Below are 18,154 nucleotides of genomic sequence, written 5' to 3'. Positions count from 1 at the left end.
CGGTTCCATCGAGTTCGGGAGGGGCGTGTGAGGGGGCCGGGGGTACCTGGCGTCAGCCGCCCGCGCCCGCGGCCGGCGTGGGGGTGGGGGCGGGAGCCGCTGGCTCGGGGTCGACGGGCTCGGGGTCGGCCGGGGCGGGTTCGACCGGGTCGGGGGCCGTCGTAGGGGCGGGGGCTGGGTTCACCGGGGCCGGCGCGGGCACGGGCGCCGGGGTGGCCGTGGTCGACGGGATGGGGTCGGGCGTGTCGGTGTCGTCGGAGCTGTCGTACCGCGAGCTCGATCCGTCGACGAGCTCCTCGTCGGGTTCGGCGAACTCGCCGCCCCCGCGCAGCTCGTCGTTCGCGGTCATCACGGCCCGCCACATGCGGTGGCGCACGGAGGAGCCGGTGTAGTCGTTCGGGTACACCTCGGTCATCGACACGTTGCCGCTGACGTTGCCGACCCAGACGGCGGTGGCGGCGGCGGTGGAGGCGCCGACCATCCAGGTGTCCTTCTCGTTGTCGGTGGTGCCCGTCTTACCGATGTGGGTGATGCCGTCGTAGGGGTTGGATGCGGTGGCGGTGCCGCTCTCGATCGGCCCGAGCATGGCGTACGCCACGGTGGAGGCGATCTTCGGGTCCCAGGCCTGGTGGCAGTCGGCGTTCGGGGTGGCGATCTCCTGGCCGGAGGGGTCGACGATGCGGTCGATGGCGACGGGGTTGCAGTACATGCCGTTCGCGGCGATGCCCGCGTAGGCGGCGGCCATCGTCACCGGCGCGATCTCGTTGGTGCCGAGCACCGACGAGGGCTGCGAGTCGAGCGGGTCGCCGTCGGCACGGTGCACACCGAGCTCCTCGGCCGTGGTCTTGATGTTGCAGAGGTCGAGCTGCTGCGACATGGCCACGAAGGCGTTGTTCACCGAGTTGGTGAGCGCGCTCTGCACCGACATCGTGCCGGGGCGCGAGCTGCCGTCGTTCGCGGGCTCCCAGCTGCCGCTCACCGGCTGGCAGCTGTTGGGGATGGTCGCCATGTCCCACGTGGTCTCGTTGCCGCTCAACCGGTCGGAGAGGGTGTGCCCCTGCTTCAGCCACTCCGCGAGCGCGAACACCTTGTAGGTCGAACCGACCTGGAAGCCCGACGAGCCCCCGTAGTCGATGTCGGTGTTGTAGTTCACCGCGGTGGCGCCCGGCACCTGCGTGTCGGGGTCGTCGTCGAAGGTGGTGTTCTGCGCCATCGCCAGGATGCGCCCGGTACCGGGCTCGACCGTCACGATCGTGGAACCCAGGTCGGCCCCGTCGTAGGTGGAGGGGATGTACTCGGTCATCGTCTCGTGCGCATTGGCCTGCAGCTGCGTGTCGAGGGTGGTGTAGATCTCGTACCCGCCCTGCTTGAAGTGCTGCCAGCGCTCGTCGGCGGTGTCGCCGAAGGTGGGGTCGTTCTTCACGATCCAGGTGACGTAGTCGCAGAAGTAGGCGGCGCCGTCGGCGGCGGCCTGGCAGCCGGTGGTGGGCTGCGTGATGTTCGGGGTGACGGGGGTGGCAACCGCCTCGTCGTACTGCTGCTGCGTGATCGCCTTCTGCTTCAGCATCGAGGCGAGTACGTCTTCGTCGCGGCGGGCCTTGTTCGCCTCGATGTTCTCGGGGTCGTCGATGCGCAGCCCGTTTGGTTCGTTGACGGTCGCCGCGAGGGTGGCGGCCTGCGGCAGTGTGAGGTCGGCGGCGCTCACCCCGAAGTAGTACTGTGCGGCGGCCTCGATGCCGTAGACCGAGCCGCCGAAGTTCGCGATGTTGAGGTAGCCGAGCAGGATGTCGTCTTTGGAGTACTGCTTCTCGAGCGCGATGGCGAGGCGCATCTCGCTCATCTTGCGGTCGAGCGATTCGGTGGTGGCCGCCTCGTAGGCGGCTTCGCGCTCGGCCTTGGTGTCCATCATCTCGGCCTGCTGCACCAGGATGTTGCGCACGTACTGCATGGTGACGGTCGACGCCCCGCTCGAGACGCCGCCGGATGCCACGTTGCCCACCGCCGCTCGCAGCGTCGAGGCCACGTCGACACCCGAGTGCTCGTAGAAGCGCGGGTCTTCGGTGGAGACCACCGCATCCTTCACGAACTGCGACACCTGGTCCCAGCCCACCTCCTGGCGGTTCTGGTCGAACACGGTGGCGAGTAGGGTGTTCGTGCCGTCGCTGTTGGTGGCGTAGATCTCCGACTTCTGGGCGAGCTCACCGGGACGGATGGAGTCGGGCAGCGTGTCGAGCGCGGTCGCTGTGCGCGAGGCGTAGACGCCGGTGACCGCCATGGCCGGCACGGCCAGCACGGTGACGAGCAGAGCGGCGGCGATGCTGAGGGCGAGCATCATTCCGAGGGGGCGCTTCGTGCCGTCGATCAGGCGCTGGAAGGCGCTGACGACGCGGAGTGGACTTTCGGGCATATCGGCCAGGGTACGGCGCGTGCTGGTGAAGTCGCTGAAAACCCCCCCCCGTCGGCCCGCGGGGCGCAGCCGCGCCTCAGCTCACGAAGCGCGCCGCCTCCACGCCGTCGAGGGCGTGACGGATGCGCGCGTGCATCTCATCGCTCATCTCGGGCAGGGCGTCGAGAGGGAACCAGCGCACATCCGTGTTCTCCCCGTCGGCGGGAAAGGGTTCGCCCGAGACGTAGCTCAGCCGGAAGGTGATGTCGAGGTACTGCGACACGTCGCCGTTCGGGTAGACGATCGTGGGGATGACGTGCACCCAGGCGAGGTGCTGCGCCTTCGCGTGGATGTCGGCCTCTTCGAGCACCTCCCGCACCGCGGCGATGGCGGGTTCCTCGCCGGGGTCGACGATGCCGGTGACGGGGGTCCAGGCGCCGTTGTCGCTGCGCCGCACGAGCAGCACCTCGTCGCCGCGCACGACCACGGCGGTCACGCCGGTGAGCCAGAGAGGCGCGTGCCCGATCTTCTCTCGCAGTTCCAGCACGAAGTCGGGAGTCGCCATGCCCCGAGCCTAAGGGAACCTAGCTGTTCTGCGTGGCCTCGACCCAGGCGAGGTACTCGGGGGTGACGGTGCCGGTGACGTAGTCGCCGGTGAAGCAGCTCATCTCGAGGTCGGTGACGAGCGAGGAGCCTTCGGTGATGGCCTTCCGCATGTCGTCGACTTCTTGGTAGATGAGGTGGTCGGCGCCGATGGCCGCCGCGATCTCGGGGATCTTGCGGTCGTGTGCGACGAGCTCGTGCCGCGACGGCATGTTGATGCCGTAGACGTGCGGGAAGCGCACGGGAGGCGCGGCGCTCGCGAAGGTGACCTTGTTCGCGCCCGCGGCGCGCGCCATGTCAACGATCTCCTTCGAGGTCGTGCCGCGCACGATGGAGTCGTCGACGATGAGGATGTTCTTGCCCTTGAACTCGGTCGACATCGCGTTGAGCTTCTGCCGTACCGACTTCTTGCGGGCTGCCTGCCCGGGCATGATGAACGTGCGCCCCACATAGCGGTTCTTGTAGAAGCCCTCGCGGTATTCCACGCCGAGCTTCTGCGCCACCTGCATGGCCGCCGGCCGCGAGGAGTCGGGGATGGGCATGACCACGTCGATGTCGCCCATGGGCGTGTACCGGGCGACGGTGTCGGCCAGGTAGTTGCCGAGCCGCAGGCGCGCCTCGTACACCGAGATGCCCGACATCACCGAGTCGGGGCGGGCGAGGTAGACGTACTCGAACGAGCAGGGCACGAGCGAGTGCTGCGGCGCGCACTGCTTGGCGATGAGCTCGCCGTCGAGGGTGATGAACACGGCTTCGCCGGGCTCGACCTCCCGCACGATGTCGTAGCCGAGGCTCTCCATGACGAGCGACTCCGAGGCGACGATGTACTCCATCTGCCCGTTCTCGAGCAGCCGGCCGCCGATAGTGAGGGGGCGGATGCCGAACGGGTCGCGGAAGGCCAGCAGCCCGTGGCCCGCGATCATGGCGATGGTGGCGTAGGAGCCCTCCACCCGCTCGTGCACGCGCGAGACCGCGGTGAAGATCTGCTCGGGGTCGAGCGAGAGACCGGTGATCTGCGCCTGCAGCTCGTTGGCGAAGACGTTGAGCAGCACCTCGGTGTCGGAGTCGGTGTTGAGGTGCCGGCGGTCGATGTTGTAGAGCTCACTGGTGAGCTCGCGCGTGTTCGTGAGGTTGCCGTTGTGCACCAGGATGATGCCGTACGGCGCGTTCACGTAGAACGGCTGCGCCTCCTGCTCCTTGGCGGCGGAACCCTGGGTGGCGTAGCGCACGTGCCCGAGCCCCATCGTGCCGAGCAGCGACCGCATGTCACGGGTGCGGAAGGCCTCGCGCACCTGGCCCTTGGCCTTGACGCTGTGGAAGATGTTGCCCTCGGCCGTGGCGATTCCCGTCGAGTCCTGCCCCCGGTGCTGAAGCAGGAGGAGGGAGTCGTAGACGAGTTGGTTGACGGGCTCGGCCGAAACGATGCCCACGATGCCGCACATTGCATCGATTCTATCGTGCGCATCCGGGTGTCCGGCCGGCGCATCGTCAGGTCCGGCATGAACAGTCTCGGGGTATCGAGCGCTGCGCCATCCAGTGATTAGGATGAGCGCAGCCGGGTCGGGGGGACCCGCCCTACCTGAGAGGCCCCGATGCCCCGCATCACCGTGCGCCACTGGCGCGCCACCGCCACCACAGTCCTTGCCGCGACCGCTCTGTTCGCCCTCTCCCTCGGAGGTGGAACGACCGCCTCCGCGGCGGCCGCCGATCTGGAGGCGGGTGGGGGCACCGATGCTCCGGCACCCGTACCCGCTGCGCCTGTAATGCCCGACTACTCCGTCGAGGCCTATTCGGCAGAGGCGGAACTGTTGCCTCCCGAACTCCTGCATGCTCTTGCAGAGCAACTCGGTGAGACGGGAGAGGGGTACCTCGCCAATGCGGACGCGGCGGCCGACGCGGCGCCGGTGGTCGAGGGTCTTCTGTCATCGGGCGTCGACGTGCTCGGCACCCGGCTCGATGGCACGCGACTCGTGGTGATCGTGCCCGACGGCGACGCCGTCGCGGCTGACCTCGTCGAGGCGGCGAATGCCACCCCCGAGTTCGGCGCTTCCTCTGCGCGCACCACCGTCGACAGCGCGGTCGTGGATGACCTTCAGCCGCTCCAGCCCTCCTACCTCGGGGGTGGGCAGGGATTCGTGTTCGGCAGTGCCACCCAGGCATTCATCTGCTCCGTCGCCTTCAACGGGGTGAGCGTGACCCAAGGCTACGACGCCTTCTTGACCGCAGGTCACTGCTCGGTCGATGGCGAGAACAGTTGGGTCAATGAGTACGACCAAGATCGTCCCGGCGACCCCGACGGAGCCGTCGGCTTTAACCTCGGTGACAAGATCCCGGGAACGTTCGCATTCGGCAATGAGATCGATGCTGGGCTGGTGCGCCCCCAGACGAACCTCCAGAGCTTGCCTCGAGTGGGTACCTGGAACTCCGGCGCCAACAACGGCCCCGTGGATGCTGGGGAGCAGGTGCTGATGCGAGACTACGGCGACGCTGTGGTCGGCCAACAGGTCTGCAAGTCGGGGAGCACGACGGGCTGGAGCTGTGGGCGAGTGCAATACGTCGACCAGCTCATTCAGGTGGGCAAAGGCGGTCCCCAGGTGAATGCCGACATCGTCAAGGGAATGTGCTCGCAACCTGGCGACAGCGGCGGTTCCGTCATCTCGGGCCCTTACGCGATGGGTCTGGTGTCGGCCGGTTCCACAAAGGATGCCTGCACCCCCTCCGGCGTGACTGCTGTGTTTCCGATGACGGCGCCGGTCGTGGACGGGGTGCAGTACGGATCAGTGCGGAGCTTCGAGCGCGACTGGGAACTCATGGTCGATGTCCCGGGCGTCCGAGTCACTTCACCGGAGGTCGGAGAACCGCTCCTCTGGGGCAGTGCGCTGAGTGGCACGGTAGAGGGCGCGACCCGCAGCTACAAGGTCGTGGTCGTCATTGAAGGTGACGACGGCAGAAAGACTTACACCTCTTCCATCGCGCAGGACGGGTCATGGTCGGTTCGGCCCACCGACCTCCAGGATGGCTTCCACCGATGCGGGGTCTACGTCACCTTCGGCACGCAGCGAGGCTCGGGGGACGACTGCGGCTTCGTGATGACGGGTGCGCCAACGGTCGAGCGCATCGCCGGGGCCGACCGGTACTCGGGGGCGGTCGCGATCGCGCAGCGTGCCTTCCCTGACACCGCTCCCGTCGTCTACGTGGCGACCGGCCTGAACTACCCGGATGCGCTGAGCGCCGGCCCTGCCGCGGTCGCGCAGGGCGGCCCGCTGCTGCTGGTGACCCAGAACGAGGTGCCGGCGGTGGTGGCCGACGAGATCCGCTCGCTGCAGCCCGAGCGCATCGTCGTGGTGGGCGGCCCGAACTCGGTGTCGGCCGGGGTCGTCTCGACGCTGAAGACCCTCGTGCCCGGGGTCGGCGTCGAGCGCCTGTCGGGTGCCGACCGCTACGCGGCGAGCCGTGCGGTGGTCTCGGCCGTGTTCCCCGAGGCGGCGCACTCGTTCGCGGCGACGGGGACGAACTTCCCCGACGCGCTCTCGGCCGGAGGTGCTGCCGGATCGGCGCTCGAGCCGGTGGTGCTCGTGAACGGCTCGCTCCCCGCCGCCGACGATCTCACGCTGAAGCTCTTCCGCGACCTGAAGGCGCAGTCGATCACCGTCGTCGGCGGGCCGAACTCCGTCTCGACCGGCGTCGCCGACTCGTTGAAGACCGTGCCGGCGGCGGTGGAGCGCGTCTCGGCCGACAACCGCTACCTCACCTCGATCGCGCTCAACCGGGCGTCGTTCGAGACGAGCGGCACGGTGTACCTAGCGACGGGGCTGAACTTCCCCGACGCGCTGGCCGGTGGCGTGCTGGCGGGTCTCGATGACGCTCCGCTCTACGTGGTGCCCACCGACTGCGTGCCGCAGGGGGTGCTGAGCGACATCGGGAGCCTCGGGGCGACCGAGGTGGTGCTGCTCGGCGGGCCGAACTCGCTGTCGCCGGCGGTGCAGAAGCTCACCGCCTGTGCGAGCTGAGGTGAGGCGCGTGTCGTGACGCGCATCCGGAGGCGACCGGTGCATTCATAGGGTCGCCCAAGGCGTGGTCAAGGGTGCTGATAAACGACGTCTCTAGCGTCGACGAGTCAGTTGTCCGTCCCTCAGAGGGAGACCATGAAACTCGCCGAACGCGCCAAGCGCCTCCGCCCCCGCACCTGGATCATCGTCGGTCTCGCCGCGCTCGTCGTGGTGGGCGGCGGCACGACCTGGGCCGTGCTGTCTGCGACCTCGTCGGCCACCGCCCAGGTCGCCCCGACCACCACGACCGTCGCCGCGAGCCTCGAGACGCTCGAAAAGACCATCGACGCCTCGGGCACGCTGGCCCCCACGGTGAACGAGAGCGTCGACTTCGCCGTCGCGGGCACCGTCACGTCGGTGAACGTGCAGGCGGGTTCGACGGTCGCGGCCGGAGACGTGCTGGCGACGGTCGACACCCTCACCGTGCAGGCCGATCTGCTGGCGGCGCAGGCGACCCTCGCCAAGGCGCAGGCGACGCTCGCGTCGGCCGAGGCCGATGACGACGGCACGGATGCGTCGGCAGCCCAGATCGCCTCCGACGAGGCCGCGGTCGCCGTCGCGCAGGCGGCGGCCGACAAGGCGGCGGCAGCGGTGGGCGACACGACGCTGGTGGCTCCGGTCGCCGGGCTCGTGACGGCGGTGGACCTCGAGGTGGGGGACACGGTGAGCGGGTCGGCGTCGTCATCCGGCTCCGGCTCGGCGAGCGGCACGGGCACGGGCTCGGCGGCGGGCGGCACGGGCAGCGGCAGCTCGGGCTCCTCGAGCTCCACCAGCACCGCCCAGTTCACCATCGTCAGCACCGACTCCTGGCAGGTCTCCCTCTCGGTGGGCGAGACCGATGTGAAGAACGTCACCGTCGGCGACCAGGTCGAGCTGGCCACCGACGACGGCACGTCGTTCTTCGGCACCGTCTCCGAGGTCGGCATGCTGCCCTCCAGCAGCTCGGGCGCCGCCGCCTACCCGGTGACGGTCGCCGTGACGGGGTCGCCCGAGGGGCTGTACGACGGCGTCTCGGTCACCGCCTCCATCGTCTACGAGCGTCGCACCGACGTGCTGACGGTGCCGAGCGCCGCCGTGACGACGGATGCGGACGGCACCTCCACGGTCACGGTCGTCGGTTCCGACGGCGCCGAGACGGAGACCGCCGTCACCGTGGGTGAGACTTCGGGCTCCCTCACCGAGATCACCGGCGGGCTCGCCGAGGGCGACCAGGTGCAGGTCACCGTGTTCACCCCGGGCCAGGGCAACTCCGGCACGGGAGGCGGTTCGGGCCAGGGCGGCTTCAGCGGGTTCCCCGGCGGCGGAACGCTCCCCGAGGGCTTCGACCCCTCCCAGATGGGCGGAGCCGGCGGCGGCCAGTTCCCCGGCGGAACGACGGGTGGCAACTGATGACGACGGTCACCGAGCAGCGTATGCCGCAGGAGGAATACGGCAAGGCCGTCATCGAGCTCGCCGCGGCCCGTAAGGTCTATCGCTCCGGCGCGATCGAGTTCGAGGCCCTGCGTGGTGTCGACCTGACGATCGGCCAGGGCGAGTACGTCGCGATCATGGGCCCCTCGGGCTCGGGCAAGTCGACCCTGATGAACATCCTCGGTTGTCTCGACACCCTCACCACGGGCCATTACCGCCTCGCCGGGCACGACGTCGACGATCTCGACGAGGCCGAGCTCGCCGAGATCCGCAACACCGAGATCGGCTTCGTGTTCCAGCAGTTCAACCTGCTGCCCTCGCTCGAGGCCTGGCGCAACGTCGAGCTCCCGCTCATCTACGCGGGCGTGCCGGCCGCCGAACGACGCCGACGTGCCGAGCGGGCTCTCGAGCGGGTGGGGCTCGGCTCGCGGCTTGCCAACAAGCCCGGCGAGCTCTCCGGCGGGCAGCAGCAGCGCGTGGCGGTCGCCCGCGCGCTCGTGGCGGAGCCCACCATGATCCTGGCCGACGAACCGACCGGCAACCTCGACTCCGTCTCCACCGCCGACGTGCTCGGGCTGTTCGACGAGTTGAACGAGCTCGGCCGCACCATCGTGCTCATCACGCACGAGTTGGAGGTCGCGGAACGGGCGCGGCGCATCGTCTGGGTGCGTGACGGGCAGATCGTCGACGGCCAGATCCGTGACGGCCAGATCGGCAACGGTCAGATCGGTGACGGCCAGATCCTCGACGGCCAGATGAGCGACGGTCAGCTCCGCGGCGACGGCCTGCCGGGCGACGCGCACACGCCGGCCGGATCGGCGGGTGCGGCATGAACTGGGCGGAGACCCTCAGCACGAGCTGGGCGGCCGTGCGGGCGCACGCGCTGCGTTCCCTGCTCACGGTGCTCGGCATCCTCATCGGCATCGCCGCCGTCATCATGACGGTGGGTCTCGGCCTCGGCACCCAGAAGGACGTGAGCGAGCAGATCAGCTCCCTCGGCAGCAACCTGCTCATCGTCTCGCCGGGGTCGAGCACCGACAGCTCGGGCATGCGCGGAGGCTTCGGCACCGGGTCGACCCTCACAGCAGCCGACGCCGAGGCGCTCGACTCCGCGGTGAACGCGCCGGATGTCGCATCCGTCGCCGCCGAGAAGACGAGTTCGCTCGCGCTTGAGGCCAACGACACCAACTGGACCACCACCGTCACCGGCACCACCCCGTCGTGGCTCGACGTGCGGTCGCGTGAGCTGGTGGCCGGAGAGTTCATCACGGCCGACGACGAGGCGACCCAGGCCGCGGTCACGGTGCTGGGCTCCGAGACGGCGACCGAGCTGTTCGGCACCACCAACGTGGTGGGCCAGAGCGTCAGCATCGACGGCCGCTCCTTCGAGATCGTCGGTGTGCTCGCCTCGGCGGGTTCCGACAGCTCGTCGAACCTCGACGACCTCGCCGTCGTGCCGCTGTCGACCGCGGCGAACCAGCTGATCGGCGGCACCGACTCGAGTTCGGTCTCGACCATCTACGTCAAAGCCGCCTCGGATGCGCAGCTCGCGGCCGCCTACCAGGAGGTGCAGACGGTGCTGCTCAACCTGCACTCGATCAGCGACGTCGACTCGGCCGACTTCACCATCAGCTCGCAGAACGCCCTGGTCGACACGGCGACCTCGATCTACCAGACCCTCACCGTGCTGCTCACCGGCATCGCCGCGCTGTCACTGCTCGTCGGCGGCATCGGGGTGATGAACATCATGCTGGTCTCGGTCACCGAGCGCACCCGCGAGATCGGCCTGCGCAAGGCGCTCGGCGCTCCGCCCTGGGCCATCCGACGGCAGTTCCTCGTCGAGGCCGCCATCCTCGGGCTCACCGGCGGTGTGCTCGGCGCGGTGCTCGGCATCGGCGCGGCGCTGGCGCTGCCCGGGGTGATCGGCTCGTCGATCGTCGTGTCACCCGCCGCGGTCGGGGTCTCGATCGGGGTCGCCGTGGCCATCGGCCTGGTGTTCGGCGTCTACCCCGCCACCCGGGCCGCCCGGCTCGCCCCGATCGACGCGCTCCGCAGCGAGTGACGCTCTCCCTCCTTCTCCCCTCACAGAAACGGCTACGACCATGACACTCACCCGGACCATCAGCCTTCGAGCGGGCTTCGTGCTCGCCGCAGCGAGCGTGCTCACGCTCTCGGCCTGCGCCAGCTCGACCACAGCATCCTCCACCCCGGCGGCCACCAGCGCTCCGTCGCAGGCCGAGGGCCGGGCGCCCGGCGGCGGCGGCATCTCGGGCGAGATCGCCGCCATCACCGGCAGCACGCTGCAGGTGCAGAGCAGTGACTCGCAGACGGCGGTCACCTACTCCGACTCGACCAGCATCACGAAGACCGTCGCCGCGGCGCTCTCCGACGTGACGGCGGGCGTCTGCGTCACCACCATGTCGTTCGGCGGGGGAGCGGATGCGGGCGGCGGCAGCGCAGACACGAGCAGCACAGATGCGGCCGGCACGGATGCGGCCGGTGCGGCGACCTCGGTGATGATCAGCGCGGCGGTCGACGGCGCGTGCGAGACGCCTGGTTTCGGCGGGGCCGGGGGAGGCTTCCCCGGGGGTGACGGAACGCCTCCGACCGACCTCCCCGACGGCGCCACCCCGCCCACGGACGCGCCCGACGGCGTGACGCCCACCGGCGCGCCCGGCGACTCGGGCATGGGCGGCGGGGGCGGCTTCGGCGGGTTCACGAGCGGACTGGTCACCGCCGTGTCGGCCTCGTCGATCACCGTCGAGACCACCGACGCCGACGGCGCGAGCTCGAGCACCGAGGTCGCCGTCGACGACTCCACCAGCTACACCTCGACCGCCACCGCCGACTCCTCGGCGCTGGCTGTGGGGGCCTGCGTCACGGCGCAGGGCGAGGCCGACGACAGCGGCGCGGTGACGGCGACGTCGCTCACGGTCTCGGAGGCGGGCGAGAACGGATGCTCCACCGGCTTCGGCGGCGCCCAGGGCGGCCCCGGGGGCATGGGCGGTCAGCGGCCGTCGGGTTCGGGTTCGTCGGGTTCGGGCTCGTCGACGTCGAGCGGGAGCTGACGATGAGGAAGCCAGGCGGGAAGGGCCGCAGGTGGCGGAAGGCCGACAGCGGCGCCGCGGGGCCGGCGGCGCGTGCGGCGGATGCGTCCGCTGTGTCGGACGCGTCCACCGCGTCGGGTGCGCCGGGTGCTCCGGTCGCGTCGGGTGCGCCGGCCGCCTCCGGCGGCGCGGGCGCGGTTGACGCCGCAGCGGCAGAGACGGCACCCACCGCTGCGCAGCTGGCGGTCGCGGGAGTGCCGCCGCGGTCGGCCGGAGCCGATGGCCCGGTGACGGGCTCTTCGAACCTGCTCACCGCATCCGAGGTGCCGGTGGAGCAGCCGACACCTCTCGCTGCGAAGAAGGCGAAGGCTCGACGTCGGCGCAACCGGCGGGTCGTCGCCGTTCTCACCGCGACGGCGGTGCTGTGCGCGGTGGGCGGCGGGGCGGCCTTCGCCCTGTCGCAGGGGTCGGGCGGGAACTACCGCACCACGACCGCCGAGCTCGGCACGGTCGACGAGACGCTCGCGCTGAGCGGCACGGTCGCAGCGGTGAGTCGCCACGACTCGGCGTTCCAGGTGGGCGGCACGGTGAACGGGGTGTCGGTCTCGGTGGGTGACACGGTCACGGCGGGGCAGCAACTCGCGACGCTCGACACCTCCGATCTGCAGGATGCGGTCGACGGGGCCCACGAGGCGGTGACGGCGGCTCAGGAGCAGTTGGAGAGCGATCTCGAGGCGCAGTCGTCGGGGTCGACGAGCAGTTCGACGAGCGCCGGGGGTTCCGTCGGAGCGGGGGCCTCGGGCGATGCGGCGGCGGGGGCGGGCGGATCGTCGGGCGCGGCGCCCTCCGGGGGGACGGGCGGGGCGCCGTCCGACGGGACCGGCGGGGACAGCGGGTCGGGTGCCGGCGGCTCCGGCACCGGTGGCGGCAGCGACTCGGGCTCGGGCGGTGGCTCGGGAACGGGCGGATCCGCCTTCGACTCCACCGCCATCGACACCGCAGTCGCGGCCGTGAAGACCGCGCAGCAGGCCCTTCTCGACCAGTACGCCACAGCCCAGGCGGCGACCGACGCCACCCAGGAGACCATCGCGTCGAGCGATGCCGCGTGCCGCCCCTTCCTCGAGGCCACGATCGACGACATCGTCGCGGGAGGCGGCGCGGGTTCGTCGGGCGGGTCGTCCGACGAGGGTGGCGACGCGGCCGATGACGGTACGGATGCCGGGGCCGACACCGGCGGCGACACCGGAACCGCAGACGGTTCGGCTGCGCTCGACGCGATCAAGGCCGACCTCGCCGCCTGCCAGACGGCGATCGGGGAGGTGCAGACCGAGCAGGTCGCGGTGCAGACCTCGCAGTCGACCCTGCTCGATCTCATGACCGCGCTCGACGACGCGGTCGCGAGCCTCCAGACCGCCGTCGCCGACGCTGTCGCGGCGGCCGGTTCCGCAGGCTCGGCCGGTGGCTCGGGGAGCGGGTCCACGGGTTCGGGCGGCGGATCGGCGACCCCTTCGCCGACCCCGGCGCCGACGACGTCTGCAGAGACCACCGCCCAGACCGCGCCCGCGATGGCGACGACCTCCAGCTCGACCTCGCGCTCGAGCTCGGGCACCGCCGTCACGACGGTGGCGCTCGTGGCCGCCGTCGACACGGGGTCGAGCTCCGGCGCGTCAGCGGCGGCCGCGGGCGGGGCAGGTGTCTCCGGCACCGTCACCGCCGAGACGATCGTCGCCGATCAGGCCGAGATCGAGGTGGCGAAGTCCGATCTCGCCATCGCGCAGCAGCAGCTCACGCTGGCCACCCTGACGAGTCCCATCTCGGGTACGGTGGCGGCGGTCTCGCTCGCGGTCGGCGACACCGTCACGGCGGCGTCGACCTCGGCCGTCATCACGGTGCTGGGCGACGACGGCTACCTCGTCTCGACCACCGTCACCCTCGCGAACGTGCCGAAGCTCGCGGTCGGGCAGAGCGCATCCGTCTCCCTCGCGAGCGGTGAGGGCGACGCCCCGCTGACCGGTGTGGTGAGCTCGATCGGTGTGCTCGACGTGTCGAGCGACTCGTCGTCGCCCTCGTACGACGTGGTGATCGCGCTCGACCCGACCGACCAGACGCTCCTCACCGGGGCGTCGGCGCAGGTGGAGGTCGCGGTGGCGTCGCAGGCGTCGGTGCTCACGGTGCCCACCTCGGCGGTGCACCGCTCCGGAACGGACTACACCGTCGACCTGCTCGTCGACGGCGCCTCGCAGCCGACCCCGGTCGAGGTGGGCGCCATGGGAGCGGAGCGCACCGAGGTCACCTCGGGCCTCTCGGAGGGTGACGTCGTCGTGCTCGCCGACCTCGACTCCGACGTGCTCGACTCCGACTCGGAGACCGGCAGCTCGGGCCTCAACGGCCTCGGCGGCTCGTCGTCGACGGTCACCGTCCCGAGCGGCGGCTTCCCGGGCGGCACCTCCGGCTTCCCGGCCGGCGGCCCACCGACCCAGTGACCGCCCCCGCGCCGCGCCGTGCACGCCCCGGCGCGGTGCACGGGCGGGGGCGGGCGCGGGGCGGCAGGTGCGGGGCCGCGGCGCCGGCGTGCACGCCTCGTGACGTATGCCGGCGCGCGTGCACCGGTGCGGCGGTCACGCACGCGGCGCCAGCCTCAGCGCACCACGTCAGCGGCGACCGCGCGCGCGAGCAGTCGTGAGCGGCCACCACGTCAGCGGCCACCGCGCGCGCGAGCAGCCGTGAGCGGTGGGCGGCTACCACCCGCGAGCGGTCATGACGCGTGAGTGGCCAGGGCGCGCGAGAGCAGTTATGAGCGGTGGGCGGCTGCCACCCGCGACCGCCATCAGCGGTCGCCGGCCGGCGCCTGCGGCGAGTGGACGCGCGTCGCCGCCGCGCGGGCGTCATCCCCGAGGGGGAGCGGGTTCCCCCTCGGGCCGGATGTGCGGGGCGGGGCCGGCCGGTTGACTCGGGGTATGAGCGACGAGATCCTTGCCCCATCGCCCACCACGACCCCGCGCGGTGACGGCACCGCCCTCGACCGTCCCACCCGGCGCGGCCGACGTGCTGGTCGCGCCGGAGGCGCGGGCGCGTCGGCCGCCGGCAGGTCGCTCGCCGCCACGGCGACCGCCGCCGCACTGGCGCTCACCCTGGCCGCCTGCACGCCCGCAGGGTCGGCGGGCGCCGGTGCCACAGCATCCGCCACCTCCGCCGCGGCGACCGAGGTCGAGCTGCCCGAGGGAGTGCTCGGCGAGCAGGCGGGCTGGGTGCTGCGGGCTCTGAACGGCGAGATCCCGGAGAAGGATCAGCGTGCCGACGTCGAGGCGAGGTTCGCCCCCGAGGCGTTGGAGTCGATCAGCCCCGACGAGCTCGTCGCCGTGTTCGGGCAGCTCGGCGCGCAGGGCCCGTGGATCCCGACGGCGGTCGAAGCCGTCGGAACCCAGGCCGTCATCACGATCACCCCGGCCTCCGGCGACGCCCTCGACATGCAGCTCGCCCTCGACGCCGAAGACCGCCTCGCGGGCCTGCTGTTCACACCGGTCGCTGCCGATCGCGTGCCCGCCACCAGCTGGCAGGAGCTCGAAGACACGGTCGACTCCTTCGCCGCCGACGGCCGTCTCGTCGTCACCGAGGTGACCGGCGCATCCGACGCATCCGACGCATCCGACGCTTCCGACGAGCGCGCGGTGTCGGAGGCGGGCCTCACCGCCGACGAGCCGATGCCCTCGGGCTCGATGTTCAAGCTCTACGTGCTCGGCGCTGTCGCCCAGACGATCGCCGACGGCGGCCTCGGCTGGGACACGCCGCTCACCATCACCGACGACGTCAAGAGCCTCCCCTCGGGCGAGCTCCAGAACGAGCCCTCGGGCACCCAGGTCACCGTGCGCGACGCCGCCGAGAAGATGATCTCGATCAGCGACAACACCGCCACCGACCTGCTCATCGAGGCGGTCGGTCCGGATGCGCTGCTCCGCGCCTTCGCCGACCTCGGCCACCACGATCCCTCCCAGGCCGACCCGCTGCTCACCACGCGCGGACTGTTCCAGCTCGGCTGGGGCGAGGGCGCCGCCGAGACCTCGGGCCGCGAGGCGTGGAACGACGCCGACGCCACCGAGCGCCGGGCACTGCTCGACGCACTGCCGACGGGCCTGCCCGACGTGAAGGTGTCGGCGGTCACCACGCCGGTCTGGCAGCTGGGGCTCGACTGGTTCACCACCGCCGACGACCTCACGGCCGTGCACCTCGGGCTGCAGCGGCTCGCCGCGACGGAGTCGGGGGCGCCGGTGCGCGAGATCCTCGCCGTGAACCCCGGGCTCGGTGCCGAGACCTTCGGCGACGACTGGAGCTACGTGGCCTTCAAGGGCGGTAGCTCGATGGGTGTGCTCGCGGGCTCGTGGTACCTCGAGCGCGAAGACGGCAAGGCGTTCACGATCTCCATCCAGGGTCGCTCCGACGACCCGGCCGAACTCGCCGACCAGGCGACGTTCTTCGGTCAGGTTCAGGATGCGGTGGCGCTGCTCGCTGCGGAGTGAGCGTCGGCGGCCGGTCGGCCGGGTGCCCGTGTACGCCCTCGTGAGGGGTGGCGGGTGGCCGGCCGCCGCATCCGCGACAATAGGACCATGAGCAACAGTTACGCCGCCGCCGGAGTCGACACCGAGGCGGGCGACCGCGCGGTCGAGCTGATGAAGGCCGCCGTGCAGCGCACGCACGGCCCCGAGGTGCTGGGCGGGGTCGGCGGCTTCGCCGGGCTGTTCGACGCGGCGGCGCTGAAAGGGTACGCGCATCCGCTGCTGGCCACCTCGACCGACGGCGTCGGCACCAAGATCGCGATCGCGCAGGCGCTCGACAAGCACGACACCATCGGGCAAGACCTGGTGGGCATGGTCGTCGACGACATCGTCGTGGTGGGCGCGCGGCCGCTGTTCATGACCGACTACATCGCCTGCGGCAAGGTGGTGCCCGAGCGCATAGCCACCATCGTCGCCGGCATCGCGAACGCCTGCGCCGAGACCGGTACGGCGCTCGTGGGGGGCGAGACGGCCGAGCATCCGGGGCTCATGGGGGCAGACGACTACGACGTGGCGGGGGCCGCGGTGGGTGTCGTCGAAGCGGATGCGGTGCTCGGCGCCGACCGGGTGCTCGACGGAGACGTCGTGCTGGCTCTGGAGTCGTCGGGGCTGCACTCCAACGGGTTCTCGCTGGTGCGGCACATCCTGGCGGGAGCCTCGCTCGGCTACGGCGACTCGTCGGCCGACTTCGGCGGAGTCGTGGGGGAGGTGCTGCTCGAGCCGACGCGGCTGTACACCGGACCGCTCGTGCGGGTGCTCGGCGACCCCGTGCTCGCGGGGGCCGTGCACGCGCTCTCGCACGTGACGGGCGGCGGCATCGCCGCGAACCTGGCGCGGGTGCTGCCGCGCGGATCATGGGTCGAGGTCGACCGCTCGACGTGGTCGCCGGCGCCGGTGTTCCGCGTGCTGTCGTCGCTGGCGGGCAGCTCGCTCGAGAGCTCGGAGGGCACCTGGAACCTCGGCGTCGGTTTCTTCGCGGTGGTCTCGGCGCGCGCCGCCTCGGCGGTGGTCGCGGCGATCGAGGCGGAGGGCATCCGCACCTGGCCGGTCGGCACGGTGTCGACGGCCGCGCGCGCCGACGGCCTCGACGGCTTCGAGCAGGGCGCCAAGGGCGTTGACGGCGGCGCCGTGCGCCTCGTCGGCACCTATGCCGCCGCCTGAAGGGCGGCTCCGGCTCCGCCGCCGCCTGACGGGCGGCTCCGGCTCCGCCGCCGCCTGACGGGCGGCTCCGGCTCCGCCGCCTGACGGGCGGCTCCGGCTCCGCCGCCTGGGTCCTCGCCGGCGTCTCGGCGCGTTCACCCGCGGGCTGCGGCGCCTGCGGCGCTCCTGGCTCGCCGCGGCTTGGCTGGCTCCTACGGCCTGGCGCCTGTGGGCTCTACAACGAGCCGCTGCTCTGGGCGGCCGCGCTTCACCGTCGGATCGGGGTCGTCCGCGGCGGGTTCAGGTGTCAGCGCGTGTTGTGCGGGGCAGGGTGGGCGGTACGCTGGCGGCACCGCTGAGCCCCGCGAGCGTGGGGCGCCGATCCCGGGAGGACGCATGGCCGCACCCGTACCATCGCAGCAGGCGCTCGAGGTGTTCGATCGGGTGGCGGCCGAGCTCGGCGACACCGCGATCGAGCGCGGGCGCATGATGGGGCGGCCCATCCTGAAGCGCTCCGGCACGATGTTCGCCTGTCTGAACGGTGAGCTGATCGGCCTGAAGCTCGGCGCGGGCACACCCGAGCACTCCGGCGCCCTCGCCCTCCCCGGCGCCGAACTCTTCGACCCCGGGGGAGCGAAGCACCCCTTCAAGGACTGGGTGAGCATCCCCGTCGACCTCGCCGACGACTGCGTCACCTTCGCGGGCTTCGCCCTCGCCCACGTCGCCACCCCCTGACGAGCTCCCCCCCCCCCCAAACGACGGAGTTTCCCTCCCGAACGACGGAGTCTCCCTTCCGAATGACGGAGTTTCCCTCCCGAACGACGGAGTTTCGCGCCGGATGTGGCCCCAGCATCCGTCGTTCTGCCGGATCGGGCGGAAGCTCCGTCGTTCGGCAGAGCCTGACGCCGCCCGCGCCGCGGCAGATGAGGCAGTGCCACGACCTCGCTCATGCCTCGACCCCGCTGGCGG

12 protein-coding genes are annotated in these 18,154 nt (G+C 71.4%); 9 read left to right on the top strand and 3 right to left on the bottom strand.

Annotated features, from left to right (window positions below; genetic code table 11):
• Positions 1 to 52: 52 nt before the first annotated feature.
• The 3 genes from HL652_RS15665 to purF form a co-directional block, all read right to left on the bottom strand.
• Positions 53 to 2,407, bottom strand: coding sequence for a transglycosylase domain-containing protein (locus tag HL652_RS15665; protein WP_171706169.1), 2,355 nt, complete (start codon positions 2,405 to 2,407; stop codon positions 53 to 55).
• Positions 2,408 to 2,483: 76 nt separating this feature from the next.
• Positions 2,484 to 2,951: an NUDIX hydrolase gene (locus HL652_RS15660; RefSeq protein WP_171706168.1), complete on the bottom strand. Its 468-nt coding sequence runs from the start codon at positions 2,949 to 2,951 to the stop codon at positions 2,484 to 2,486.
• Positions 2,952 to 2,970: 19 nt separating this feature from the next.
• A complete protein-coding gene (gene purF / locus HL652_RS15655) occupies positions 2,971 to 4,431 on the bottom strand; it encodes an amidophosphoribosyltransferase (RefSeq protein ID WP_171706167.1) in 1,461 nt (486 codons plus the stop codon).
• Between the two features lie 150 nt (positions 4,432 to 4,581).
• Here purF and HL652_RS15650 point away from each other — a divergent pair, with 150 nt between their 5' ends.
• From HL652_RS15650 to HL652_RS15610, 9 genes are all read left to right on the top strand, one after another.
• Complete coding sequence (locus tag HL652_RS15650; RefSeq protein ID WP_171706166.1) at positions 4,582 to 6,999, top strand: cell wall-binding repeat-containing protein; 2,418 nt, start codon at positions 4,582 to 4,584, stop codon at positions 6,997 to 6,999.
• A 135-nt stretch (positions 7,000 to 7,134) separates the two neighbouring features.
• Positions 7,135 to 8,427, top strand: a complete 1,293-nt coding sequence (locus HL652_RS15645) for an efflux RND transporter periplasmic adaptor subunit (protein ID WP_171706165.1) — start codon at positions 7,135 to 7,137, stop codon at positions 8,425 to 8,427.
• The gene (locus HL652_RS15640) at positions 8,427 to 9,281 is read left to right on the top strand and encodes an ABC transporter ATP-binding protein (protein WP_216603910.1); all 855 of its coding nucleotides are present in this window, start codon (positions 8,427 to 8,429) and stop codon (positions 9,279 to 9,281) included. Before HL652_RS15645 ends, HL652_RS15640 begins: the two co-directional genes overlap by 1 nt.
• Positions 9,278 to 10,510 (top strand): ABC transporter permease, encoded by a 1,233-nt coding sequence (locus tag HL652_RS15635; RefSeq protein WP_171706164.1) that lies wholly within the window; start codon positions 9,278 to 9,280, stop codon positions 10,508 to 10,510. Before HL652_RS15640 ends, HL652_RS15635 begins: the two co-directional genes overlap by 4 nt.
• Positions 10,511 to 10,550: 40 nt before the next feature.
• Positions 10,551 to 11,516 (top strand): DUF5666 domain-containing protein, encoded by a 966-nt coding sequence (locus tag HL652_RS15630; protein WP_171706163.1) that lies wholly within the window; start codon positions 10,551 to 10,553, stop codon positions 11,514 to 11,516.
• A gap of 92 nt (positions 11,517 to 11,608) precedes the next feature.
• The gene (locus HL652_RS21975; RefSeq protein WP_171706162.1) at positions 11,609 to 13,978 is read left to right on the top strand and encodes an efflux RND transporter periplasmic adaptor subunit; all 2,370 of its coding nucleotides are present in this window, start codon (positions 11,609 to 11,611) and stop codon (positions 13,976 to 13,978) included.
• A gap of 474 nt (positions 13,979 to 14,452) precedes the next feature.
• The gene (locus HL652_RS15620; protein WP_171706161.1) at positions 14,453 to 16,009 is read left to right on the top strand and encodes a serine hydrolase; all 1,557 of its coding nucleotides are present in this window, start codon (positions 14,453 to 14,455) and stop codon (positions 16,007 to 16,009) included.
• Between the two features lie 87 nt (positions 16,010 to 16,096).
• Positions 16,097 to 17,206: a phosphoribosylformylglycinamidine cyclo-ligase gene (gene purM, locus HL652_RS15615; RefSeq protein WP_171706160.1), complete on the top strand. Its 1,110-nt coding sequence runs from the start codon at positions 16,097 to 16,099 to the stop codon at positions 17,204 to 17,206.
• A gap of 375 nt (positions 17,207 to 17,581) precedes the next feature.
• Positions 17,582 to 17,920 (top strand): hypothetical protein, encoded by a 339-nt coding sequence (locus tag HL652_RS15610; protein ID WP_171706159.1) that lies wholly within the window; start codon positions 17,582 to 17,584, stop codon positions 17,918 to 17,920.
• Positions 17,921 to 18,154: the final 234 nt, after the last annotated feature.

It is taken from the genome of Herbiconiux sp. SALV-R1, from assembly GCF_013113715.1.
Classification (GTDB): Bacteria; Actinomycetota; Actinomycetes; order Actinomycetales; family Microbacteriaceae; genus Herbiconiux.
This window is presented reverse-complemented; position numbering and strand designations above follow the sequence as displayed.